This is a genomic window from Rhizobium sp. BK275, from assembly GCF_014193555.1.
GTDB lineage: Bacteria > Pseudomonadota > Alphaproteobacteria > Rhizobiales > Rhizobiaceae > Rhizobium.
This window is the reverse complement of the sequence record NZ_JACHZL010000001.1, coordinates 885,335-909,995: the sequence shown is the minus strand read 5'-3', so window position 1 is coordinate 909,995 and position 24,661 is coordinate 885,335. Positions and strand designations below refer to the sequence as shown.

General features: G+C 59.8%; 25 protein-coding genes. 14 read left to right on the top strand and 11 right to left on the bottom strand.

Annotated features, from left to right (window positions below; translation table 11 throughout):
* Positions 1-43: 43 nt before the first annotated feature.
* The 7 genes from FHT82_RS04130 to FHT82_RS04100 form a co-directional block, all read right to left on the bottom strand.
* A complete protein-coding gene (locus FHT82_RS04130; RefSeq protein WP_132657391.1) occupies positions 44-382 on the bottom strand; it encodes a hypothetical protein in 339 nt (112 codons plus the stop codon).
* Between the two features lie 14 nt (positions 383-396).
* Entirely contained in the window at positions 397-957 is a 561-nt protein-coding gene (locus FHT82_RS04125; RefSeq protein WP_183726547.1) for an ATP-binding protein, read from the bottom strand.
* Between the two features lie 4 nt (positions 958-961).
* Positions 962-3,322, bottom strand: a complete 2,361-nt coding sequence (locus FHT82_RS04120; RefSeq protein ID WP_183726545.1) for a SpoIIE family protein phosphatase — start codon at positions 3,320-3,322, stop codon at positions 962-964.
* On the bottom strand, positions 3,319-4,485 hold the full coding sequence (locus FHT82_RS04115; RefSeq protein WP_183726543.1) for a class I SAM-dependent methyltransferase: 1,167 nt from the start codon (positions 4,483-4,485) through the stop codon (positions 3,319-3,321). The genes FHT82_RS04120 and FHT82_RS04115 overlap by 4 nt, the downstream gene beginning before the upstream one ends.
* The gene (locus FHT82_RS04110; protein WP_183726541.1) at positions 4,482-5,000 is read right to left on the bottom strand and encodes a ubiquinone biosynthesis methyltransferase UbiE; all 519 of its coding nucleotides are present in this window, start codon (positions 4,998-5,000) and stop codon (positions 4,482-4,484) included. The genes FHT82_RS04115 and FHT82_RS04110 overlap by 4 nt, the downstream gene beginning before the upstream one ends.
* Before the next feature lie 51 nt (positions 5,001-5,051).
* Positions 5,052-6,776 (bottom strand): EAL domain-containing protein, encoded by a 1,725-nt coding sequence (locus FHT82_RS04105; protein WP_183726539.1) that lies wholly within the window; start codon positions 6,774-6,776, stop codon positions 5,052-5,054.
* 534 nt (positions 6,777-7,310) lie between these two features.
* Positions 7,311-8,249 (bottom strand): sugar-binding transcriptional regulator, encoded by a 939-nt coding sequence (locus tag FHT82_RS04100; protein WP_183726536.1) that lies wholly within the window; start codon positions 8,247-8,249, stop codon positions 7,311-7,313.
* A gap of 73 nt (positions 8,250-8,322) precedes the next feature.
* On the opposite strand from FHT82_RS04100, the gene FHT82_RS04095 reads away from it, so the two are divergent.
* The 7 genes from FHT82_RS04095 to FHT82_RS04065 all read left to right on the top strand — a co-directional run bounded on the left by FHT82_RS04095 (position 8,323) and on the right by FHT82_RS04065 (position 15,554).
* Positions 8,323-9,063 (top strand): HAD-IA family hydrolase, encoded by a 741-nt coding sequence (locus FHT82_RS04095; RefSeq protein ID WP_183726534.1) that lies wholly within the window; start codon positions 8,323-8,325, stop codon positions 9,061-9,063.
* Between the two features lie 169 nt (positions 9,064-9,232).
* Entirely contained in the window at positions 9,233-10,867 is a 1,635-nt protein-coding gene (locus FHT82_RS04090; RefSeq protein ID WP_183726532.1) for an ABC transporter substrate-binding protein, read from the top strand.
* An 82-nt stretch (positions 10,868-10,949) separates the two neighbouring features.
* A complete protein-coding gene (locus FHT82_RS04085; protein WP_183726530.1) occupies positions 10,950-11,966 on the top strand; it encodes an ABC transporter ATP-binding protein in 1,017 nt (338 codons plus the stop codon).
* A complete protein-coding gene (locus FHT82_RS04080; RefSeq protein WP_183726528.1) occupies positions 11,963-12,946 on the top strand; it encodes an ABC transporter ATP-binding protein in 984 nt (327 codons plus the stop codon). Before FHT82_RS04085 ends, FHT82_RS04080 begins: the two co-directional genes overlap by 4 nt.
* 11 nt (positions 12,947-12,957) lie before the next feature.
* Positions 12,958-13,887 carry an ABC transporter permease gene (locus FHT82_RS04075; RefSeq protein WP_183726526.1) on the top strand — a complete coding sequence of 310 codons (930 nt, stop codon included), beginning with the start codon at positions 12,958-12,960 and terminating at the stop codon, positions 13,885-13,887.
* Positions 13,888-13,898: 11 nt separating this feature from the next.
* Positions 13,899-14,777: an ABC transporter permease gene (locus tag FHT82_RS04070; RefSeq protein WP_183726524.1), complete on the top strand. Its 879-nt coding sequence runs from the start codon at positions 13,899-13,901 to the stop codon at positions 14,775-14,777.
* Positions 14,778-14,810: 33 nt separating this feature from the next.
* A complete protein-coding gene (locus tag FHT82_RS04065; RefSeq protein WP_183726522.1) occupies positions 14,811-15,554 on the top strand; it encodes a glycerophosphodiester phosphodiesterase family protein in 744 nt (247 codons plus the stop codon).
* A gap of 198 nt (positions 15,555-15,752) precedes the next feature.
* Here FHT82_RS04065 and FHT82_RS04060 read toward each other — a convergent pair whose 3' ends face one another.
* The 4 genes from FHT82_RS04060 to FHT82_RS04045 are packed head-to-tail and all read right to left on the bottom strand — an operon-like array spanning position 15,753 to position 18,940.
* The gene (locus FHT82_RS04060; protein WP_183726520.1) at positions 15,753-16,460 is read right to left on the bottom strand and encodes a transporter substrate-binding domain-containing protein; all 708 of its coding nucleotides are present in this window, start codon (positions 16,458-16,460) and stop codon (positions 15,753-15,755) included.
* A gap of 11 nt (positions 16,461-16,471) precedes the next feature.
* A complete protein-coding gene (gene hpaI / locus FHT82_RS04055; protein WP_183726518.1) occupies positions 16,472-17,236 on the bottom strand; it encodes a 4-hydroxy-2-oxoheptanedioate aldolase in 765 nt (254 codons plus the stop codon).
* Positions 17,237-17,243: 7 nt separating this feature from the next.
* Positions 17,244-18,026, bottom strand: a complete 783-nt coding sequence (gene hpaH / locus FHT82_RS04050; RefSeq protein ID WP_183726516.1) for a 2-oxo-hept-4-ene-1,7-dioate hydratase — start codon at positions 18,024-18,026, stop codon at positions 17,244-17,246.
* 20 nt (positions 18,027-18,046) lie between these two features.
* A complete protein-coding gene (locus FHT82_RS04045; protein ID WP_183726515.1) occupies positions 18,047-18,940 on the bottom strand; it encodes a dioxygenase in 894 nt (297 codons plus the stop codon).
* Between the two features lie 252 nt (positions 18,941-19,192).
* Between FHT82_RS04045 and FHT82_RS04040 the strand changes: the two genes are divergently transcribed.
* From FHT82_RS04040 to FHT82_RS04010, 7 genes are read left to right on the top strand one after another with little or no spacing between them, the layout of a single operon-like run.
* The gene (locus FHT82_RS04040) at positions 19,193-19,930 is read left to right on the top strand and encodes a GntR family transcriptional regulator (RefSeq protein ID WP_183727291.1); all 738 of its coding nucleotides are present in this window, start codon (positions 19,193-19,195) and stop codon (positions 19,928-19,930) included.
* Positions 19,930-20,751, top strand: coding sequence for a sugar phosphate isomerase/epimerase (locus FHT82_RS04035; protein ID WP_183726513.1), 822 nt, complete (start codon positions 19,930-19,932; stop codon positions 20,749-20,751). The genes FHT82_RS04040 and FHT82_RS04035 overlap by 1 nt, the downstream gene beginning before the upstream one ends.
* A 49-nt stretch (positions 20,752-20,800) precedes the next feature.
* Complete coding sequence (locus FHT82_RS04030; protein WP_183726511.1) at positions 20,801-21,469, top strand: amino acid ABC transporter permease; 669 nt, start codon at positions 20,801-20,803, stop codon at positions 21,467-21,469.
* 9 nt (positions 21,470-21,478) lie between these two features.
* Complete coding sequence (locus FHT82_RS04025) at positions 21,479-22,129, top strand: amino acid ABC transporter permease (RefSeq protein ID WP_183726508.1); 651 nt, start codon at positions 21,479-21,481, stop codon at positions 22,127-22,129.
* A 44-nt stretch (positions 22,130-22,173) separates the two neighbouring features.
* Positions 22,174-22,998 (top strand): transporter substrate-binding domain-containing protein, encoded by an 825-nt coding sequence (locus FHT82_RS04020; RefSeq protein WP_183726506.1) that lies wholly within the window; start codon positions 22,174-22,176, stop codon positions 22,996-22,998.
* A gap of 7 nt (positions 22,999-23,005) precedes the next feature.
* Positions 23,006-23,779: an amino acid ABC transporter ATP-binding protein gene (locus FHT82_RS04015; RefSeq protein WP_183726504.1), complete on the top strand. Its 774-nt coding sequence runs from the start codon at positions 23,006-23,008 to the stop codon at positions 23,777-23,779.
* Between the two features lie 12 nt (positions 23,780-23,791).
* Positions 23,792-24,652, top strand: a complete 861-nt coding sequence (locus FHT82_RS04010) for a shikimate dehydrogenase (RefSeq protein WP_183726502.1) — start codon at positions 23,792-23,794, stop codon at positions 24,650-24,652.
* Positions 24,653-24,661 lie beyond the last annotated feature (9 nt).

Genomic DNA, 24,661 nt, shown 5'->3' with positions numbered 1-24,661 from the left:
TAATGCTTGCAGGGTGATCCGATGTCGTGGCAGAGGCCTTGCCTCAGCTAAGCCTGAGATCCACTCCCGGGTGCAACTTCTTCAAGTTCGGAAGGGACTTCGACTGCCAGGGATATTCTGAGCTTCCGCGCACCGTGAATTGAACATTCGGCTTGTTGCGGACTTCAATCGTGAGCTTCGCGAGCAGGTTGATCCCGGAGGAATTGAGAAATTGTAGCCCTGTGAGGTCGATGGTGACGCGGTCCGGCTTGGCGTCCAGAATATTCACGACAAGGGAAAAAATGGGCGCATAAGCCTCCGTGCTGGGCAGGCGCATAATTCCATCGAAGTAGATTTCCGTACCTTCCGACCAGACGCGATATTCTTCTTCCTTAATTTCCATATCGACCTCTCCCGTCAATTCGCTGCATCTGGAACTGTGATGGATGCATAGGTCTCCAGCGGAATTCTGCCGTCCGGCTCCTCGGCTCCAAAAACCCATGCAAAGTGAGCCCCATAATCGCTCATGAGGGTCAGAAGTCCGAGACCTGAGCCCGTTACATTTGCGCCAATTGCATTCGCCTCAATTCGCTTGATGAGAAGCTCGCCCGGATCGCCTATCGTGATTTCCGAAAGCAAATGCTGGAACTGCTCGGACGTTTTCTCGTCGACAAGATTGGAGACTTTGGCTCGGAAGACATTATTCTCAACCGAAGCCTCTACGACAATTTCGCCGGCTGCACGGAATTTTACCGCGTTCTCGACAAGCTCGTTCGTCAGATAACTGACATTGTGCCGGACCTCCCTGTAGAGGCCACGCGATGTGCGGTAGCGCAAGGCCACGACCTCGGCGACGAAATCCGACGTGATCGCGCAATGTTTCCAGCCAAGATCGAGAGGCCCCTCAAAAAGGCGCAACCTCGTGACATTTTCGCCTGTTCCAGTCGCCACATCTTCCAGTCCATACAGGGTCGTCATTCGTTCACCTGTGTCTCATAACCACGAGTGTGATGTCATCATGGATCTTCTGCGTGCCGATATGGGCCATCAAATCCTCGATGATCCCGGCCTTGACGTCCTCGGCGCTCAAGCCGTATCGCCGACCGGCGCTTTCGCAAAGCCGCTCGATGCCGAAGAGTTCGCCGTTGCGGTCCTCGGCTTCCGTGACGCCATCCGTATGCAGAACGATTAGATCGTCGCGGTCAAAGGACACCTCGCGTGTCGCCACGAAGGACGATATATCGGGTTCCAGGCCGATCGGTAGGCCCAGGTCAAGCGTATCGATCCGCTCCACCTTTCCGAACTTGCGAACGACGATCAGTTCCTCGTGCTGGCCCGAAAGTGTCAGGCGTCCTTCGTCGTAGTCCAGGAAGGCGAGGGAAAGGTGCTTGTTCGTGCTGGTCCTGACGAGATTTTTATAAATGGCCCGATTCACTCTGTTCAGAAATTGCGAGGGATCCATGTCGCCGGCCTCCTGCAATGCCCGCGCAATCGACTGAACCATCAGCATCAGTACGCCGCTTTCCAGGCCGTGTCCGGTAACGTCGCCGATACCGATTTTCAGCCGCGTTCCGTCCCTCAAGACATCGTAGTAGTCGCCCCCGACCTCGTCGGCCGGCCGCATGTAGGCCGCGATCTCCAGATCCGAAATTTCTTCCAATTCTCCGGCCTTGGGGAGAACCATCATCTGGATGCGGCGCGCAACCGCAAGCTCCGCCCCCAGGCGCAGGTTTTCGCTGCGCAATTGTGTATTCAAGCTTGAGATCTGCTGGTTCGCTTCTTCGATCTCCTTCGTTCTGTCCTCGACGAGCTGCTCGAGATTTTCGGTATGAAAACTGATCTGTTCCGCCATGCGGTTGAAGGCCACTCCAGCTTCTCCAACCTCATCACGTGTCGGTATGTCCACCCGAACGGAATAATCCTTGGCCTGAATGCGTTTGGCGGCTTCGGCGAGCGAGCTGATGCCTTTGGTGATGCGCTTCGATATGGCGAAAACGGCGGCGATGACAAAGCACAGCGATACGAGGAGTGCCAGGACCTGGTAGATCAGAATCCGGTTTGTCGCCTGTGAAATTCCGGCCTGGGCAGCAAACAGCGAGGCATAAATCTCGCGCTCTGGCACGACGATGCCGAGCAGCATGGCTTCGCGTCTGACAGGGCCGGAAACCCAAAGGTTCGTCGGCCGCAACTGCTTCAAGACGACGAGATAGGGAACCTTTTCGCCATTTTCATCAAGGCGAATATGCCGCAATAGCCCGTCCTCCCCCAACGGTAATTGCGCGACTTCTGGCTGCGCACTCCCTTTCAGTGAACGGTTGAGACCCGTGACACCTTCACCGCCTTGATTGTTCGATGCCCGCAGGCCAATAATTTTCTCGCCCGTCGGATTGATGGCAACCACGTTGCCGTCCGACATGGCCAGAAATCCGAAGCCGCTGTTGGCAACTTTGACGCTCTCCACGATTCCAGCCAGCTGGTCGAGCGTGATATCCGTTCCGGCAGCGCCTGCGACTTTCGTCCGATCAGGGGACCAGAGTGGTTGAAAAAAGCTGACAATGAGCTTTCCCGTGATTGCATCTGTGTAAGGAGCCGTCTGAGTGATGTCACTATTGACTGGCCGCTGTCCTCTGTCCTTGCCCCATTCCTCCCAGGACTCGTAAAGCCCGGGAAAAAAGAAGGTCCAGAATTCCGCGTTGTTATGGCCGGGATAGAGCTTGTCGAAGGTCTGGGCCTGGGCCGTGTAGGGCGCTGTCCTGAAGATTGGACGCTCCCTCGGGCCGATATAATACATCTGAAGCTTCGACAGACCGTCCGACAGGAGACTTGGCGCAACCAGGTCGAGGACTGCACTGTTTTCGATGTCCCTCTGGACCTCCGGCAATGGGAGGTAATCAGATCCCAGGAGATATCCCCAGACGCTGACGACGGAAGGCGAACCGGGCAGGTTCTGAGCCCATCCTCCTTTCGCATCGTAAACGACCTGGGTGGTTCCTGGAGAACCAAGAGCCATCGCCTGGCCGATCTGCGCTTCTCTCAAGGGGAGATCGATCTGCGCCTGAAGAACGCCGGCCAATGTGCTGACGTCGGAATGGACTTGGCTCAGGAGCAGGTTGACGTGTTCGGCCGTTGTTTCCGCGTAGGAGCGGATGTAGCCCTGATTGGCTTCCTCCAAACCTTGGCCGACTTCCGCGGCGGCATCACGAGAGAGCCTTTGCACGTTCCAAAGCGCCAGGCCTCCGGTCACCAGCAGGTCGAAGAGCACGGCGCTGCCGACGACGAGGACGAACTTTGCGCGAAACGAGTTCAAGCCAAAACGCGCGATCTGTCGAGCGGCTGTGCTCATGACGGTTTGCGTCCGGACGCCGCCCAGATTGGCCAGCCGGCATAGCCCTTCGGATGAAGGGCTGCAAAGATGTGGTCCCTGAATCCCTGGCGGAAACGTTCAATGAATTCGGAAGAATCTCCCCGCTTGACAGCCATTTCTCCGGCATAAACAGTTTCCCAGGCCGCGATGACGTCGGCAAAATCCTGCGGGTCTCCATCGAGATTGGTGACCATGAAGGACTCGACGAGAATATCGTCAAAGCCGGCGTCGGCGAGATATCTGCGACTTTTCGGGCCGAGTTCCACGTCCATTTCGAAGTGGCTGAACAGCTTTGCGACTTCATGATACGTCCATTGGATGCTTTGCGAGCGGGGTTCTCCTAGGCAGTGCGAATTTTTCTCGTTGGTTATGTATACCCGCCCGCCCGGTTTGCAGATCCGGAAGAGCTCTTTCAGAAGCACATCCGGCCGGTTGAATATCTGAAGCGAATGGCGGCAGGTCACCAGGTCGAACTGGTTGTCTTCGAGCAGCATTTCGCAGGCGTCGCCGTAAGTATATTCGATATCGGCAACATCGAAGCTGGCGGCCATCTCGCGTGCATAGGCAAGACTTGCCCTGGAGTGGTCGAGCGCCACGATCCGCGTTGGCTGGAACTCTTTTTTGACCAGCGAGGCGAAATCGCCGATGCCACAGCAGATATCGGCCATCACAATCCCTGGCCGCATGCCGTGACGGGGGAGGATCGTGCGCTCGTGGCGCCAGGTCATCTTGGTTTGCGTGCGCAATATCGGAATGAAGCTCGTATCCTCAACGAAGCTCTGGCCGGGGTAAAATCCGGAATCATAGACCTCCACCGTTACCCGCGGCTCGATGCTGCTCAAGTGCTTGAACATGCGTTCGGTCCAGCCGACGACGCTTGACGTCACGACCACGACACGAAGATCGGATCTTGTTCGGCAGGTGTCCAGCACAACGCGAGTAAAGGCCTGAAAGGCTGTGTTATTCATCTGAACGAGGCGCCTTACATTGATGTAGAGAACCCCTCGAACATCATCGACAGCCTCCTTGAGCATGAAAATGCTGGCGGCGATCTCATCGACGGAATGCGGTCGGATCACGCCAGACAGGACGAATTCCTGGCTGTTGGAGTCGAATTCTGCATGGAAGGGTGTTGTGCTCAACGTATGCTTCCTTCAAGCGGCAGGTCGACCACCAATGTTATGGATGCCGGAGCGGGTTCCTCCAGATGCAGGCGGGCATCGAAATTGATTGCCAGATCGAGAAGAATGACTTCCTTGTTTGGCGTCTGATCCATTGAAATGGCACTGAGATAACGCGCGATTGCATCTTTCTGATGAGTCTTCGACACTGCCTCGCGATAGAATTCTCGCTGTCCGGCAGGGCAGGCGAAACTGAGCCTCACACGTTCCGTCGCATCGCGTCGATAGACTGTGCAGTCTATCAAACCCTGCGGAGAACCACCGCGGAACGATACTTCCAGCAGTTCATTGAGGGCAAACGAGAAGAAATTCGAATGCCGAATGGGATCGGTGCGATTGTGACTGATCATCCGTGCCATGAAGGTCGACAGTTGATCGCAATGCTGCCAGTCGGAAAGAAAGGCCGCCATGTCCATCTCGAACTGGAGGAGTGGCTTGAACGCCACTTCCGCTGACTTGTCGCTGGCTGCATGCATACCGTTTCCTCCTCCCCATATCCGCTCCGAGGGAGTTCAAAAAAATGATATTCACATTCTCCTAGGATCCAAAGGTGGCGTTCGGCCGGAGATCGAGAAGCTCCCAAGGGAGGCGGGTGGCATAAGCTTGCCGAGGAACGCGCCGATTTCTTCGGCGGACATCGGCTTGTTCAGGAAATGCCCCTGCAGCCGATCACATTCTGCTTTGTTAAGCCAAGCGGCTTGCTCTGCTGTTTCCACACCCTCGGCAGTGACGCTCATGCCAAGTCCATGGGCGAGTGCGATAATGGATTGGACGATCGTCTGGCTCTTGTCGTCGACCTCAAGATCATTGATGAAATACTGGTCGATTTTGATCGTATCGAAGGGGAAGTTTTTCAGGTAGCTGAGCGACGAATAGTAGGTCCCGAAATCGTCGAGCGAAATCTGCACTCCCAGCACTTTTAACGTATTGAGGGTGTCGAGATTGTTGATTGTACGCTCCAACAGCACAGACTCGGTGATCTCGAGTTCAAGCCGGTCGGCGCGGATGCCAACGAGGTCCAAGGTTTGAGCAATGCGATCGGTAAGGCCTGCGTGCAGAAACTCCGCCGGTGAAAGATTGACAGCAACTGTGAAATGGGCTGGCCACGACATTGCTTCCCGACAAGCCTGTTCAAGGACCCATTGACCGATTTCGCTCATCAAACCGTCCGTCTCAGCCATGGGGATGAAGATACTGGGCGGGATGATGCCAACGACAGGATGATGCCATCGTAGCAGTGCTTCGAAGCCGACGATCGAAAAAGGAGGTTGTACGAGTGGCTGATATTCGATGAAGAACTGGCCCTCTTTAAGGGCGGTCCGCAAACTGCGACGCAGCGTTTCCCGCTGTTCCAGAACCATGAGCATGGAGCGGTTAAACTTCCTTGCCCTGTGCCTGCCGTCCTTTTTGGCCGCATAGAGCGCAATGTCTGCCGCTTTCATGAGCTGTTCGAATTCGTTTCCATCCGCCGGGGCAACGGCAATCCCGACGCTTGCGCCGACAAAGACATTAATGCCCTCGACCGTGAACGGTTCCCTGAACGCACCGACGAGCGCTTCTGCCAGGCGCTCCGCCTCCCGAGGCTGATTGGCTCTCCGCTGGATGACCGCGAACTCGTCACCGGCCAACCGATAAGCGAATTCCTGCTCCCCAAGCACGTTCCTTATCCGTTCGGCCGCCATCTTCAGGACGGTATCGCCCGCACCGTGGCCCAATGTGTCATTGACCGGTTTAAAATCATCGAGGTCGATCTGCATGAGGGCGAACTTTACCCCCTTTGATACCGGCAAAGCGCTCCGCAATTGATCGCTGAATTGCCGTCGGTTTGGCAGTCCGGTCAAAACATCGTGGGTAGCCTGATGAAAAAGAAGCGCACGGTCATTTTCAGCCTGGCTATAAGTCCCGCGCAAGTTCGAATCGCCGTCCGCCTCGACAACACCCAAGCCGCGAGGGCTGCGGAAAACTGTGAGTGTACGCTGATCTCCAGTCTTTGCGTTTGCGATCTCGACGTTTCGCGGCAATCCACTCGAAAGTACGAGTTCGACCGCAGATTTCGTCGAAGGGGCTAAAAGCTCCGGATAAACATGCCACAAGGTGGCATCGACCAGGGAATCGACGGCATGCGTTTGCCGATGCCTTGCTGAGCATTCGGTAAGATGAAAGCTCTCGTCATAAAGAGAGACGAGCTCGTCGGTATTGGCAAGGAGATAGGTTTCGACAGAAGCAAACTGTGTCGCGTCGCCGTCCGGCATCCTTTCCTCCCCTTCTGTAAAGTCCTCTGAGAGACGACTGCTAGTCCAACTGCACCCGCTTGATTTTGATGTGATTCAAATGGCATCTCTAATTTAGGGATTGCCGAATAATTATCGCAGAACGTGTCGCGGTCAATGCCACTCCACTGACGAGATAGTGGTTTTTCAGATTGCGCCGGTCTTGTGGAGGAGACCTCAGGATGTACTGCCTGAAGTCCACATGTCGATCCTCTTGACGCTTTTCACATACATTCGGGCGCTGCGGCGTCGTCTCTATCGGCATTGTCACGTATGGCGGAGAGAAGCAGCATCGACCTGCGGGCCTCTACGTATCGCACATCAAAAGTTGGAGCATTCAACGTGGATCTCCAGCAGCTCAAGCTCCTAACCGGCGTTCCTTGCGCGCATTGGCCGCAACTATCCCGATATCCGCCTGCATATTGAAAGCGGCACCACCGATGAGATCATCCGCCATATCAAGGCAGGCCGTATCAATCTCGGTCGCCTCCCATAGACGCAGGCACGCACCTCACCTCATCCGCCCGCCAGCAACGCCCTTGCGCTCTCCTCATCCGTGATCAGCGCGGTTGCGAGTCCGGCGTGCATGGTGGCGGTGAGAATGGCGTGTTTGTGGGATCCGCCGGAGGCGACGATGCGGCAGGGGATCTTGCGGTAGTCGGCAAGATCGGGGGCGAGTACCTGGGCGTTCAGCGGATGGGCGACGGGGCGTCCCTCGGCGTCGATATAGCGGCCGAGCAAGTCGCCGACGGCGCCGACGGCGATGAGGTCGCTGACATCGGTTCCGGGCGGCAGGCCGTAGCGCACCTGCAGGGATTGCCGTGTCATGTCTCCGACGCTTAGAAACGAAATATCGACCTCGCAGGTCTGCCAGAAGATCCGCTGGAAGACGGATTGCGAAATGATCGCCTCGCGCGAATGCGGGCTCTCTGCATAGATAGGTGCTGCGAAATAATGGCATTGCGCCTTCAGGCCCTGCGCGAAGGCGCGCACGATCTCGAACGTGTTGATCTCCGAACCGCGCGTCAGCCCGCCCATCATCGAGCGTACCTCGATCTCGGGCTCGTTTGCCGGCGTCATGTGAATGACGGTTTCCCTGAGTGTCGCCCCCCAGCCGACGCCGATGGAGCGGGGCTTGCGGGCCTGGATCAGCCGGTCGAGATAGGCGGCGGCACCACGGCCGACCGCCTGGTGCAAAAGCTGCGGATCGGCCGGGGTGGGCACGACGATCGCTGCCTCCAGGCCGAAACGTTCCTGTAGGCGCGATTCGAGCTCCATTCCGGCGGCAAGCGGCGAGGCGAAGCTCACCCTGACGATGCCTTCCTCGAGGGCTGCGGCCAGAAACTCGTTCACCCTGCGACGGGTGAGGTTCATCCGCTCGGCGATCTGCGCCTGGGTCAATCCCTCCACGTGGTAGAGCCAGGCCGCCCGGATTTTCAGCTCACTAAAATCCATAAATCTTTATCCTGAATTCGCTGTCGTTACAAATATCACATAGGTGTAACAAATGTAACGTAATGCCCTTAGCATGACGATAGAACTTCTGATCTTCGATTGCGACGGCGTATTGATCGACAGCGAGCCGGTGGCAAGCGGCACACTGGCGCAGGCTCTGCAGCGCGCCGGCGTTCCCTTGAGCAGCGCTGAGGTTCACCGCCGCTTCACCGGTCTTTCGGGCGAGGCGGCCCGCCGCCTCTGCAGGGAAGAGCTCGGCCTTGCCGATCCGGACCAGGTCTTTGCCGATGCCGGTCGCGCGCTCTACGAGGAATTTTCCCGTTCGCTGCAGCCGATGGCCGGCATGGAAAAGCTGGTGCGGGATGTGAAGCAGCGCAAATGCGTCGCGTCCAACAGCGACATGGAGCGGCTGCGCCGCAGCCTCGGTCTTCTGGATCTGTGGACGGAATTTGCGCCGCATATCTACAGCGCTGAGATGGTGGCGAAGCCCAAGCCTGCGCCTGACCTTTTCCTTCTCTGCTCTGAAAATCTCGGCGTGGTACCGCACCGCTGCCTTGTCATCGACGACAGCACGCTCGGGATTACGGGTGCTGTGGCGGCCGGCATGGCGGCGATCGGCTTTGTCGATCCGGCCGATCCGCGCAGCGGACGGCACGAGGCGCTGAAGGCGGCGGGGGCCTTGCGAACGGTCGAGGGGGCGGGGGAACTGGCGCTCGCTCTTGCGGCGCTTTCGTCTTCTGAAGAGGAACGGACGTCTTCTGAAAAAGAACAGGCCTCTTCTGAAGGGAATCCGGCGGTGGAGACCGCTGGCTGATCTCGCGAGGGCGGCTGCTTTCGCGCGCTGGAATCGCTCTTCGCGGCATCCGCGACGGGCGGCTGTAACCGAAACTTCATGAAGCCGTCGTTCAGGCGACATGGAGCCGATCCTAAGAACCAGGGCCGCGAGCCGGGGAGCCCGTCGGTCAAGACACAAGGAGTTTCCGATGCTTTCGATCAATCGACGCGGCGCGCTCGGCCTTCTCGGCGCCACCGCCGGCACGCTCATTCTGCCGCGCATGGCCTTCAGCCAGGCCAAGCGTCCTTCCATCACCATTGCGGTGCAGAAGATCACCAACAACAATTCGCTCGACGTCTATCACGAGCAGTCCAACGTCGGCGAGCGCATCTTCTATCCCAACCTCTGGGAAGGTCTGATCCTGCGCGACTGGATGGGCAATCAGGGTCCGGTTCCGGGTCTTGCGACCGAATGGAAGCGCATCGACGACAAGACGCTGGAACTGAAGCTGCGCCAGGGCGTCAAGTTCCACAACGGCGACGAACTGACCGCCGAGGATGTCGCCTTCTCCTTCTCCAAGGAGCGCGTGTTCGGTAATACGGAGCCGGTCGGCGGCAAGACCATTTTCGAAGCCGACCACAAGCCGGCCACCGCCAAGGAACTGCCGGCAACCGTGCCCGGCGTCGGTCGTCGTCTGTGGCCGGCGCTCGCCGGTATCGAGATCGTCGACAAGTACACCGTGCGCCTGCACAACACGACGCCTGACGTCACGCTCGAAGGCCGTCTCTATTCCGGCGGTAGCCAGATCGCCAACCGCCGCGCCTGGGATGAGGCTGCCAGCTTCACCGAATGGTCGCGCAAGCCGATCACAACCGGCCCCTACATGGTCGGCGAATACAAGCCGGACGTGTCGCTGACCCTCGTTGCCTTCGACGAATATTGGGGAGGCCGCCCGCCGCTGGAGCAGATCCGCTTCGTCGAAGTCCCGGAAGTCGCCTCGCGCGTCAACGGCCTTTTGTCTGGCGAATACGACTTCGCCTGCGACCTGCCGCCGGATCAGATCGCCGCCGTGCAGGCCGCTCCCGGCTATGAGGTCCAGAACTCGACGATCTGGAACCACCGCGTTTCGGTCTTCAACACGCAGAACCCGATCCTTGCCAACCCGCTCGTGCGCCGCGCCATGACGCATGCCATCGACCGCCAGGCGATCGTCGATGCGCTGTGGGCCGGCAAGACGGTGATCCCGGCCGGCCTGCAATTCGAATCCTTCCGCAACAGCGACATGTTCATCGATGGCTGGGCGCCCCCGGCATTCGATCCGGCGCTCGCCAGGGACCTCTTGAAGCAGGCCAATTACAAGGGCGATGCGATCCCCTACCGCCTGCTCAACAACTACTACACGAACCAGACGGCCAACGGCCAGATCATGGTCGAGATGTGGAAACAGGTCGGCCTCAACGTCGAGATCGAGATGAAGGAAAACTGGGCGCAGATCCACGATCCCCAGGGCATCAAGGGCGTGCGCGACTGGTCGGCCGGCAACTCGATCAACGACCCGATCACGCCGATGGTCGTGCAGTTTGGCCCGAACGGCGAAGTGCAGCAGAAGAAGGACTGGACGAACGCGGAGATGAACAAGCTCGCCGTCGTCATGGAAACCTCCACCGACCGCGCGCTGCGCAAGAAGGCGATCGCCCGCATGCTGGAAATCGCCGAGCGCGAAGACCCGGTCTATCAGGTCCTGCACCAGAATGCTGTCTTCACCGGCATGAAGTCGTCGCTGAAGTGGAAGGCCGCTCCGGCCTTCGCCATGGACTTCCGCGCCACCAACTGGTCGATCTGATCGGCTCGTCACTCCGATCTCCGGCGGCTGAAGGGCCGCCGGAGATCCTCTTTTTGGTGCAAGCAAAGAGCGGGGATGAAAGATGGGCACGACCGGCTCCAATCTCGTGGAACTGCGTGACCTGACGGTCGCCTTCGACGGCGTGCAGGTTCTCCACGGCATCGATCTCGACGTCGCCAGGGGCGAGGCGCTCGGCCTCGTCGGCGAATCCGGCTGCGGCAAGTCGGTCACCTGGCTTGCGGCGCTCGGCCTGCTGCCGGGCAAGGCCAGTGTTTTAGGCTCGGTGCAGCTGGAGGGCAACGAGCTCGTCGGGGGATCGCGCACGGTGCTCGAAAGCGTGCGCGGCAGCCGCATCGCCATGATCTTTCAGGATCCGTCCAGCTCGCTCAATCCGGTGCTGCGCATCGGCCGGCAGATATCGGAAGCGCTCTCGGTTCATCGGGGGCTGCGCGGTGAGGCAGCAAAGGCCGAGGCCCTCAGGCTGATCGACATGGTCGGCATTCCCGATGCGCGCCGCCGCTTCGATCTCTATCCGCATGAGTTTTCCGGCGGCCAGTGCCAGCGCCTGATGATCGCCATGGCGCTTGCCGGTGAGCCCGATCTTCTGATCGCCGACGAACCGACCACCGCGCTCGATGCGACGATCCAGGAGCAGATCCTCGATCTCCTGATCCGCCTTCGCGCCGAAACCGGCATGGCGACGGTTTTCATCAGCCACGATCTCGGCGCCGTCAGCCAGGTCTGCGAGCGCGTCTGCGTCATGTATGCCGGGCGCATCGTGGAGGAGGGCAGTGTCGAACAGCTGTTCTCCGAGCCGCGCCACCCCTATACGCGCGGCTTGTTCGACGCCATTCCGCGCCTCGACGGCGGCCGCGAACGGCTGATCCCCATTCCCGGCACCGTTCCCAATCCGAAACATCTGCCGGAAGGCTGTTCCTTCTCGCCGCGCTGTTCGCGCGCCGTCGAGGCCTGCCGCAGCGAGCGCCCGCCGCTCCTTTCCCTCGATGGCGGCCGCAAGCTCGCCTGCACGCGGCCGGTGCCGGTCGCAGCTGCTGCCGAGACCCTGAAGTCACGTATCGCCGAAGGCCTGCTGCAATGACGCCGCTTATCGAAGCCCGTGATCTCGTCCGCATCTATCAGATCCGCCGCGGCCTTTTCGGCCGCCCGACGCCGGTGCGCGCCGTAGACGGCGTTTCGCTCTCGGTCATGCCGGGCGAAACACTCGGGATCGTCGGCGAATCCGGCTCCGGCAAATCGACGCTCGGGCGCATGCTGCTCGGCATCGATGACGCGCAGGAAGGCAGCGTGCGCTTCCAGGGGCGGGCCATACCGGCGCGCAATACCGCGGAGTGGCGGGCGCTCCGCGCAAAGATGCAGTTCGTCTTCCAGGACCCGCTTGCCGCGCTCGACCGCCGCGTGACGATTGCCAGCCAGATCGCCGAGCCACTGGAGATCCACAAGCTCATTCCGAAAGAGCACCAGGCGCCGCGCGTGACGGAACTGATGCGGGCCGTCGGCCTACGTGAAGACCAGGCCGACCGCTATCCCCACGAACTTTCGGGCGGCCAGCGGCAGCGCGCGGTGATCGCCCGGGCGTTGGCTTCGCGGCCAAAACTGCTCGTCTGCGACGAGCCGGTCTCGGCGCTCGATGTCTCCATCCAGGCGCAGGTGGTCAACATGATGCGCGACCTGCAGGAGAAAAGCGGCATCGCCATGCTCTTCATCAGCCACGACCTGAAGGTGGTGCGCAACATCGCCGACCGTGTCGCGGTCATGTATCTCGGCCGCATCGTCGAGGAGGCTTCTTCCGACGCCATTTTCCGCACGCCGCAGCACCCGTACACAAAGGCGCTGGTCTCCAGCGTGCCCATTCCCGGCAAGCCGCTCGAAGGCCGCGTCATCCTGCAGGGCGAGCCGCCGAACCCGGCGAGCCGCCCCTCCGGCTGCGCCTTCCACCCCCGCTGTCCGCTGGCGCGGGACATCTGCCGTTCCGTCGTGCCGGAACTCAAAGATATCGGCGAGGGCCGTACCGCCGCCTGCCATGTCGTGGCGGGCGAAACCACGCCGGTCGCGGCATAGGGGAGGGTTCCATGATCCGTTTCGTTCTCGTGCGCCTGTTCCGTGCAATGCTGACCATCATGGCGGTCGTCACCTTCGCCTTCGTCGTGTTGCGCATGTCGGGCGATCCCGCGACTGTCATGCTCGGGCCTGACGTGCCGAAGGAGGCGGTCGACGCCTTCCGTAGGGCATGGGGCCTCGACCAGCCGCTCTGGATTCAATATCTCGCCTATCTCAAGTCGATCTTCACGGGCGACTTCGGCGTCTCGATGCGCGACAAGGCGTCCGCCCTCGACCTGGTGCTGGAACGCGTGCCGGCGACGCTGCAATTGACCATCCCGGCGCTCATCCTCAAGCTCGTCTTCGGCATTCCCTCCGGCGTCTACGCGGCGCTGCACCGGCAGAGCTTTTCCGACCGCGGCGTCATCCTGCTCGCCGTCCTCGGCTTCACCATTCCCTCCTTCGTCATGGGTCTGCTGCTCGTGCTGGTCTTCTCGGTCATCCTCGGCTGGCTGCCCTCGGGCGGCCAGGATACCTGGGTGCACGGCATATTGCCGACGCTGACCATGAGCATCGGCGGCATCGGCATTCTCGCCCGCTTTTCGCGCAGCGCGATGATCGAGGTGATGGGCCAGCCCTATATCCGCACGGCCTCGGCCAAGGGGCTGACATGGCGCGACGTGGTCTGGAACCATGCATTGCCCAATGCGGCGGTGCCGATCGTCACCATCGTCGGCTTCATGGTCGGCTCGCTGATTGCGGGCGCCGTCGTGGTGGAATCGATCTTTTCCTGGCCCGGCATCGGTGGCCTGCTGGTGGTCTCGGTCACCAATCGCGATCTCGCGGTCGTGCAATGCATCCTGCTGATCATCGCCGTCGCCATGGTCGTATCGAACCTCGTCGTCGATCTGCTCTACGGCTGGCTCGATCCGCGCCTTCGCTCGCATGCTGCCGGACATTGAGGAGAAACCCGATGGCACCTGTCGATCTCGCCGCTACGCCGGCTTCCGGAAAGCCCAACCGGCTCGTCTCGTTCCTGCGCCGTAACCTGCCGCTGTCGGTGGCTTTCGGCCTGCTGTGGCTTGCGGCCATGGTCCTGACCGCCGTTTTCGCTGACACGATCCGCCCGTTCAATATCACGGCCATGGATCTCAGTAGCCGGCTTTCGGCGCCGGGCGGGCTCAAGCATCTGCTCGGCACGGACGAACTCGGCCGCGATGTGCTTTCGCGCCTCATCCAGTCGATCCGCGTGTCGCTCGTCATCGCCTTTGGTGCCACGATCCTCTCGGCCGTCTTCGGCACGCTGCTCGGGTTCCTGGCGGCGCGGTTCCGCGGCTTCGTGGAGCATCTGGTGCTGATGCTCGCCGATTTTCAGGCCGCACTTCCTTTCCTCATCATGTCGCTCGCGGTGCTGGCCTTCTTCGGTTCCTCCATGCTGCTGCTCGTCTGCCTCATGGGTTTCTATGGCTGGGAACGTTATGCGCGCATCGCCCGCGGCCTTGCGATTTCCGCCGGCGCGCAGGGTTATGCGGCGGCCGTGGTGCAGCTCGGCGCGACGCCGGCGCGCGTCTACCTGCATCATATCCTGCCGAACGTCGCCTCGACGCTGATCGTCTCCATGACGCTGACGTTTCCTGAGATCATCCTGATGGAAAGCGGTCTCTCCTTCCTCGGCCTCGGCGTGCAGCCGCCGGAAACCAGCCTTGGCAACATGGTGGGCTTCGGACGCGAATATCTGACGCGCGCGCCCTGGATCATGCTGGCGCCTGCCGTCGTCATCATGCTGACGACGCTGTCGATCTCGCTGGTCGGCGACTGGCTGCGCGACAAGCTCGACCCGACCATCCGCTAATGCTTATGAAATCAACAGGTTGAAGGATATTTCATGACGCTTATCACCGGTCATCGCGGTGCCCGCAACCTCTGGCCCGAAAACTCGCTCACCGGCTTCCACAATGCGATCACGCTCGGCGTCGACGCCATCGAATTCGACGTGCACCTGACGCGCTCGGGCGAACTGGTCGTCATCCACGACGCCACGCTGGAGCGCACCGCCGAAGGCATCGGCCCGGTGCAGGACCTGTCGGTCGAGGCCCGCAAGGCCACGTTGCTGAAAGGTACCGACGAGGCCATTCCGACGCTCGGCGAGGTGCTTGAAATCCTTAGCCCCATGGAGGGTATCGACCTGCATGTCGAAATCAAGATCGACGAAACCGGCACGCCTTATCCCGAGATCGCCGCGCGCGTCGCAGCCGAGCTTGCTCGCTTCGGTGTCGGCGAACGCTCCTATCTGACCTCCTTCGACACGTCGGTGTTGGAGGATTGCCGCCATCATGCGCCTGAGGTGTCGCGTCTCGTCTCCGTCAATGCCGCCTGGGCAGAGAAGCAGGGCGGACTTGCCGTCTTCATCGATCACGTAGACGAGCTGGTGGAGATCGTTGCCATCCACCACGAGCTGATGGAAGCCGAATGGGACCTGATCCGCGCCCGGCTGCCGCTGGAGCGCCTCTGCGTCTGGACCCTCAACGACGAGCCCGGTATCCGCCACTGGCTGGAGCGCGGAATCGGCAGCCTGACCTCGGACAGCCCGGATCTGGCGCTGAAACTGCGCGCCGCCATCGGCGCCTGAACTTTCACCTCGCCGAGCGTCCGGCAGGATCACCGAACGGAACGGCATCGCGGAGATTGCCACGTTCCTGATGCCGCACGCTATTGCCGCTGCGAGGCTGGGCAAATGAGCGGTTTGGTCACCATCGTCGGGCTATGGAGCGAGACAAATCGATTTGCGCTGACGAAGTAAATAACGGTGTCGGCGGTTCGTATCCCTTCAACTGCAAGTAGATGCTGAATGCGCGGGTTTCGGATTCTGCTCCCCACCGAGCCGCCGCACGAAGTCCGCGAAGAAGAGCGAGGCGTTCGTGGCCCGTTTGGGCACCGCGATCGTCTGAGGAATTCGCGAAAACACTCCATCCACCACCCGGAAGCCTTCCATCCGCTCCGAGGCGTTGAAGAGGAATTCGGTCAGTCCAGCCGCCGCGTCGCATTCTCGGTCGGCGAGAAAGTCGAGGGCCGCCGCAGGGCTGTCGACATGGAGCACCGTCGCTCGCTTGAGGGTTCGCTCAAGCTGCTTCGTATAGGCGGCGCTACGCGCGGAAGCGATGCGAATTCCGTTGGAATCCAACTCATCCGCCGTCCGGTAGGGTGAGGCCGCTGGAACCAGGTAGGTGGCCTCGACCGAGATGTAGGGAGGCGAGAAGCTGAAGCGATCGGTTCTTGATGGGTCAGACGCGATGAAGGCGATGTCCCACTCGCCGCCGTCAGCAGCGGAAAGAATATCCGCGGCCGATCCGTATCGTATCAGGGAAAGCCCCCGATTAAGTTCATGGGCGATCCTATCCGCAATTTCCGCGCTCGGGCCTACCAAGGCGCCGGCGTTTTCGTCCCAGCGAATCAACGCTGCGTTCGACATGTTGACGGCGGCCCTAATAGTTCCAGCCGGCGCTATCTCCGACCGGACCTCATCCAAGGTGAACATGCTGTGTCTCCCTAGCGCGAAAATCTGGACGCAAGTGCTTCCGATCCTCTGGCAAGGAGGGCAACGTCGACGCCAACTGCCGTGAATAGTGTTCCCTGTGCGATGCAGCGAGCCGCAAATTTCTCGTCAGCCGTCAATATACCGGAAGGCTTATCGACCGCCTTCAAGCGCTCGATCGCATTCTCGATTGCCGAAACTACCTCGGGATGTCCCGGTTGGCCGGGATAACCGAGGCTGGCTGCGAGGTCCGCCGGACCGATGAAGATCCCGTCGACTCCGTCGACCCCCGCGATGGCGTCAAGCTGATCGAGCGCCTCTCGTGTCTCGATCTGCAGCAAGAGGCAGATTTCCTGTTCGGCGGTCTGTGCGTAGTTCGGCACGCGCCCGAAACGGGTGGCGCGGGTGAGGGCGGATACGCCGCGGACACCGCGCGGTGCGTAACGCGCGGCGGCCACGGCCGCCTTCGCCTCCTGTTCATTCTGCACATATGGAATGAGAAGCGTCTGGACGCCGATATCCAGAAAGCGCTTGATCAACACAGGGTCGTTGGAAGCCGGGCGTACCACGGGGGCGACGTCGTACGGCGCGACCGCCTGCAACTGTGGAAGTACAGTGAGGACGTCGCTGGGAGAATGCTCGGTATCGAAAAGCAGCCAGTCGAAACCGGACGGTGCGACGATTTCCGCTGCGTAGCTGCCCGGAAGGCCGCACCACAATCCAATCTGACTTTGACCGGCCCGGAGTTTCCGCTTGAACCTGTTGACGGGGAGTTCCATTAGGTCCTCACACGAATGAGACGCCGATCGAGCCGACGGGGCCGTAGTCGGCCTGGATCACGTCGCCCTGGGCGATGTCCACAGGGCGGGTGAAAGAGCCGGCCAGCACGATCTGCCCCTTTTTCAAACCGCCGCCCACCCTATGGAGCTTGTTTACCAACCACGCGATCCCGGCTGCAGGATGGCCCATGATCGCTGCAGAAACACCGGATTCCTCGATAATGCCGTTCTTCGAGAGCGTCGCGCCCACCCAGCGGATGTCGATGTCCATTGGACGAATGATGCGGCCCCCTACAACGATCGCCCCAAAAGCGGCATTATCAGCGATCGTATCGGTGATTGCCCTCGGAACCTCGGTGCGATAGTCGATGATCTCCAGAGCCGGGACGACGAATTCAGTTGCCCTCATCACGTCGTAGATCCGCGTACCGGGTCCCTCGAGATCCTCGCCCATCACAAAGGCGAGCTCGACTTCGAGGCGGGGCTTGATAAAAAGGTTCGCCTTGATCTGTGCTCCGTCGTTGTAAAGGGCGTCATCGAGGATGACACCATAGTCGGGCTCGGTCATCTTGGATGCCATCTGCATCGCGCGCGACGTAAGGCCGATCTTATGGCCTACGACCCGAGCACCCTTCGCAGTCCGAGCTTCCGCCCACAGCGCTTGAATGTTGTAGGCATCTTCAAGCTCCAGACCGGGGTAGGTCTTGCTCGGTTGAACGATTGGCTTGCGGTCGGTTTCTGCCTTCAGAAGGGCGTTGGCCGCCTCTCGGCGTTCCTGTTCTGTGATCATGGGTTCGGCTCTGTCGTTGGTTATTTAATTGGTGGACGCGGCAGCACGGCTTCGCCGGGCTCCATGACGTAGGTGTAGTCGAGCGAGAACCAGGGGCCGTCGACGCCCGGCTCGGACGGATGCGGTTCGTCATGGCGGACGAAGTCGCCGGTCAGGGCTGCGGTCACTCCAAATTGGACGTCGGAATCGATGTTCGGATCGCTTGGATCGAAGACCTGGGAGATCAGCGTCTTGTATCCCTGCTTGAAGATCAGGGCGTGAAGATGCGCTGGTCGGTACGGGTGACGTCCCTGCGCCTTTAGCAGTCGGCCGGCGACGCCCTCGACCGGGATCGGGTATCCGACCATCTTCACGGTATTGAACCAGAAGCCGCCGTCGGCGTCCGTGGTGAACTTGCCCCGAAGGTTCATCTCAGCCTGATCGGGATCCTGATTTTCATAGAGCCCAACAGGAGAAGCATGCCAGACGTCGACCTCGGCACCCGCGATCGGCCTGCCGTCCCGGTCTACCACCTTGGCGCGGACATAGAGTGGCGTGCCTGGCGTGTCGGAGCGGATGATCGTGCCGCCGTTTTCGACACAGGGAGAGTTCAGGCGCCAGAACGGGCCGAGAAGAGACTGCGACGTCTCTGTCTGGCCGCCGTCGCCGTTGTTCAAAAGGCAAACCAGCGAAGATACGCCGAGAGATCCGGCCATGAGAACAAACTCGTTGTGGCTGTCCGTCTGCAGTTGTCCGATCTCGTTTAGTATCGCCGTAGCTTCGCGGAACTCGACTTCGGATAATCTCACCTCCCGCACGAATGCATGGAGATGCTTCACCATCGCGACGAGGATCTCTCGCAGACGTGGATCCTCGGTTTTGTTCATCGCCGCGAGGACAGCAGGCGTCAGCTCGCCTTCGGTTTTTATGGCCATAGGGCTACCTCCCAATGATGCCGACTATTAAAAATAATCGATTATCTGTCAATGAATGTTACGACGACTTTTTCCGTCAGCGCGGAGGAAATCAGTCTAATATCAGATTAATATATTGAATTTACTGGATTAAATACGAGAAACAACGGGAACAGCTAACGAAAACGGGTTTATCTGCATTTTTCGTTGACACAAATAATCGTTTATCATATCGATCATCGACAGTTGATCAAAATCGCCAGGGGAGTAGGGATGAGCTCGACCGACGACAGCGCCTCTGCGCCAATGACAGACGAGGAGACAGCGTCCGCGGGCTTTTCCGATGATGGCAAGAACACCATCGGAAGCCAGTTGGCGTCGCGTCTGCGCGAGGCGATCATCTCTGGCGAGCTGGAGGCGGGCAGCAAGATCAATCTCGACAAGGCGCGCCGCACGTTCAACGTCAGCTTAAGCCCTCTGAGGGAGGGACTTGCCCGCCTCATCTCCGACGGCTTGGTGGAGTTTCAGGACAACCGCGGCTATCGCGTGGCTCCGATCTCGCTGGCGAATCTGGAAGAAATCACGACGCTCCGCGAAGAGCTCGAAGTCTTCGCGCTGCGGGAATCCATGCGTCTCGGTGATGTCGAGTGGGAGAGCAATATAATGCGCTCGCTCCATCGCCTGAACCGCACGGATCGAGATGCCTCACGGCCTGAGACGCTCGAGCAATGGGAGGCTCTTCACCGGGAATTCCATCTCACACTCATTTCCGGTTGTGGCAAACCGCTTCTGTTGCATTTCTGCGGCCTCTTGCTGAACCTGAATGATCGATACCGCCGGGTTTTCCTCATCAGGACTTCCGGCGACCGGAACGTCGGGCAGGAGCACAGCGAGATTGCGCAAGGAGCGGTTGCGCGGGATATCGAATACGCCAGCGAGAAACTGCGACAGCACATCCACCGCACTGGGACGAACCTTCGAAATCATCTCGCGACGAAAGGGATCGTGTGATGGCGGCGCCTGGATCAAAATCAGAGCAACAGATTGGCGTAGCGCACTTCTCCGCCATCTCCCTGACGCCGAGCGATTTTGCGAAGGCCGCAGCGCGGGCAGGCTTTTCCAGAATTGGACTGCGGCTGAATCCGGCTTTTCCTGGAGCGCCGTACTACGAGCTGCCTGTAGGCGGCCACGCAGCGGACGAATTGAAAGCCGTACTGAGCGGCGAAGCGCTCGAGGTCTTCGATATCGAGTTCTTTGTCATTGACCCCTCGTTCAACGCCTCGTCTCTGGAACCCATAATGGCTGCGGCCGCCAACATCGGGGCCAAGCGTCTAAGCGTGTGCGGCGACGATCCGGAGCAGAACAGGCTGCAGTCGAACTTCACCGAATTCTGCGGCCTTGCAAGCGGCTACGGACTGGCGGTCGATATCGAGAACATGGGTTGGCGGACGGTCAGAACGTTCGCTGACAGCGTCAATCTCGTGAAATCGAGCGGTGCGCCCAATGCCGGCGCACTCGTCGACGGAGTGCATTTCTTCAGGAACGGCGGAACGTTGACGTCGCTGCGCGGCGAGATCGGCAGGGTCAAGCACGTTCAGTTGTGTGACGTCGCCGGCCCAGCTCCGAGCACGGCCGAGGCCATGATTGCGGAGGCCCGAGGCAAACGTCTTGCTCCCGGCGAGGGGGAATTGCCCTTAGGCGATTTGGTCGCCATCGCCGACGGGGCCGCATCGGTCTCAGTCGAAGTACCTCTTTCAGGCTCGGCAGACGCGGAGGAGCATTTGAAGCGCCTGTTCGAAGGGGCCGTACGAATATTTAAGCCGGATCAATGATCCCGGCGCCGGCGAGGCGAAAGCCGCGCCGAGTGGAGGAAGCCAACACATGGGTTACACGTTTGATTTTGGTGCGGTCTTCGACCGCGCCCCGGAATTGTTTTGGGGTTCGCTTGGAACGTTGGGTCTCGCCTTCGCTGGGATGCTGCTCGCTCTCGTGATTGGAATCCTGGGCGTTGCAGTGAGAACGTCGAAGATTGCGTGGGTTCGCGCTCCGGTCATCGCGTTCGTCGAAGTCGTCCGCAACACGCCGTTCCTGGTGCAGATCTTCTTTATCTACTTCGCCCTTCCGCTTATGGGCATCCGCCTGAACCCGACGATCACCGCAATCATCGCGCTGGGGATCAACGGAGGCGCCTACGCCATCGAGATCATCCGCGGGGGCGTTGAGAGCATCAGCAGGGGACAGATCGAAGCTGGGTTTGCGCTCGGGCTGCACAAGGCTGACGTCTTCCGCCTCATCGTTCTCAAGCCGGCACTGCGAGCGATCTACCCGTCTTTGACGAGCCAATTCGTGATGCTGACCTTGACCACGTCGGTGTGCACGTCGATCGCCGCATATGAGCTGACATCCGCGGCGCAACGCATCGAGTCAGATACGTTCCGAAGCTTCGAAGTCTACTTCACGGTGACCGCAATCTACCTGGTCATCTCAAGCTTAATGATGGGAATCTTCGCTCTGATATCCCGTTCCTACTTCAACTATCCGACTCGATAGGAGGCGCTCATGGGTCCCATCGGCGAAAACGAGCTGTTCTTCCTCCTGCAGGGTCTGAAATGGACCGTATTGCTGGCGATCATCGGTTTCATTGGCGGAGGCGTGTTCGGCATTTTGATCGCGCTTGTGCGCACGTCGAAGCATCAGTTCGCCCGGCTTGCATCATCTGGCTATATCGCGCTCTTCCAAGGCACGCCGCTCCTGATGCAGCTCTTTGTCGTCTACTACGGCGTTGCCTTGCTTGGCATCGACGTCAACGCCTGGGTCGCAGTCGCGATCGCCTTCACTCTCCATGCGAGCGCCTTCCTCGGCGAGATATGGCGAGGCTCGATTGAAGCCGTTCCCAAAGGGCAGACCGAAGCCGCGAACGCTCTTGGCCTGCATTACGTCTCCCGAATGAGGGACGTGGTTCTGCCACAGGCTTTGAAGATCTCAATGCCTGCGACCATCGGCTTTCTTGTGCAGCTCATTAAGGGGACGTCGCTTGCGGCGATCGTGGGCTTCATCGAGCTGACCCGCGCTGGCCAGATCATATCGAACCAGACCTACCGCCCGCTGCTCGTCTTCGGGATCGTCGGAATAATCTACTTCATGATTTGTTGGCCTCTCTCCCATGTCGGGAGCGGCCTCGAGAAACGGATGGCAAAAGCCGCCCGCTAAGCCTGCTTCGGGAGAAGCAAACAGCACAAGAGGAGGAAAGTGCAATGAATACCAATCGCAGGAAATTTCTCGGTCTAGCCCTGGCGACCGCTACCTTCGCCACCGTTGGCGCTGCGGCAGCCACCGCGGCATCTGTCGAGGAGATCAAGTCGAAAGGAACGCTCGTCGTGGGTATCCAAGGCGACAACGCGCCTTGGGGCTTTGTGAACTCGAGCGGCAAACAAGACGGCTTTGACGCCGACGTGGCGACGCTATTCGCCAAGGAACTCGGCGTGAAAATCCAGTTCCAACCGCTCGCGGTAGCGAACCGTATTCCCGCGCTGACGACCGGCAAGGTCGATATCCTCTTCGCCACGATGGCGATGACGGAAGAGCGCGCCAAGTCGATCCAGTACAGCAAACCTTATGCGGCCAACACGATTTCGCTTTATGCCGCCAAAGCCGACGCCGTGAAATCGCCGGCCGACGTGGCTGGTTGGGAAATCGGCGTGCCGAAGTCCAGTTCGCAGGACAAGGCCGTAACCGACGCGGTCGGATCGACGGCCACCATTCGCCGCTTCGACGATGACGCGGCCACTATCCAGGCCCTGATCTCCGGACAGGCAAAGGCAGTGGGTGGCAATCAGTTCTACGGGCAGAGGCTGGATGCAGCCAGCGCCGGCACCTATGAACGAAAGATCGACTTCCTGACGACTTACAACGGCGTGGGAACGCGACTGGGCGAAAAGGACTGGAACGAGACCGTCAACGCGTTCCTCGACAAGATCAAGGGCAACGGCGAACTCGCGGCCATCACCAAGAAGTGGATGGCAATCGATCTTCCCACGTTCCCTGAATCCATCCCCAACATCCCGTTTACGGTCAAGTAAAGCATAAATGGAGGGCGCCGTGCTCAATTCCCCCAACGATCATTCGACCTTGATATCCCTTGATAAAGTGGAGAAATGGTACGGTTCCTTCCACGCCCTGAAGAACATCAATCTATCGGTTCGCAAAGGAGAAAAGATCGTCCTTTGCGGACCGTCCGGTTCCGGCAAGTCTACCTTGATTCGTTGCATCAACGCTCTTGAATTGATTCAGGACGGCAAGATCGTGGTGGAAGGTCAGCTGCTAGACGGCACCAACAAGGCGGTCGACGCCATCAGGCGTGAAGTCGGAATGGTTTTCCAGAACTTCAATCTGTTCCCGCACATGACCGTCCTGCAAAACTGCGCGCTTGCACCCATGAGAGTGCGGGGCGCAAGCCGTGCCGACGCAGAGAAGTTGGCGCGAAAGTATCTCGAGCGCGTTCGCATCCTCGATCAGGCGGAAAAGTATCCAGCACAACTCAGTGGCGGACAGCAGCAGCGCGTCGCCATCGCGCGCGCCCTGTGCATGGAGCCGAAAGCGATGCTTTTCGACGAGCCCACATCCGCCTTGGATCCCGAAATGGTCAAAGAGGTTCTCGACACCATGATCGGCCTCGCAAGAGACGGCATGACGATGATCTGCGTGACCCATGAGATGGGCTTCGCCCGGCAAGTCGCCGACAGGGTCATCTTCATGGCTTCCGGAGAGATCGTCGAGGAGGCGGAGCCCGAAACCTTCTTCAAGAACCCCAAGCATGACCGGACGAAGGCATTTCTCGGCGATATCCTTGCGCATCACTGATCGGGCAGAGACATGGACAACAACAAATTCCTGGTCGGCCTGATCGGCGCCGACATCCAGATGTCAAAGTCGCCGGCGCTCCATGAAACGGAAGGGCGCCACCTGGGACTTGATTACGAGTACGAGCTGGTGGACCTGGCAGCGCGCGGATTGCCTCCTTCCGCGCTGCCAGATCTTCTGAACGAACTGGAAAGCCGCGGCTTTGCGGGAACCAACGTCACCCACCCATGCAAACAGACCGTGTTAGCTCACCTGACGCGCCTGTCCGAAGATGCTGAGATGCTTGGAGCCGTAAACACGGTCGTGCTTCAGAACGGCGAGCGGATCGGACACAACACCGATTGGTATGGCTTCTACAAGAATTTCCAGCGCGGCTTGCCCGGCGTCGCGAAGGCTCATGCCGTTCTGCTTGGCGCTGGTGGTGCTGGGGTGGCCGTCGCGCACGCTGCCGTGAAAGTCGGCATAGAAAAGCTCTCGATCTTTGATCAGGACGAGCGCCGCGCCTCCACTCTCGCCGATCAGCTCAACGAGAGATTTTCAGGAGAGGTCGCGAGGCCGGTCAGAGACGTCGGTGCTGCGCTCGCCACCGCAGATGGCCTGATCCACGCCACGCCGACTGGTATGCGAAGCCATCCGGGGCTTCCGATAGATCCCGATTGGATACAGCATCATCATTGGGTGGCGGATATCGTCTATATGCCTTTGGTGACCGAGCTCCTTGCGTTGGCAAAGCAGAAGGGCTGCCGAACGCTCCCAGGCGGAGGAATGACCGTATTTCAAGCGGCCGCAGCCTTCGAGCTTTTCACAGGCCGGTCGCCTGATACGGAACGAATGTCGCGCCATTTCGACGAGCTGTGCCGAGTGGCAGCCTGATCAGGAGAC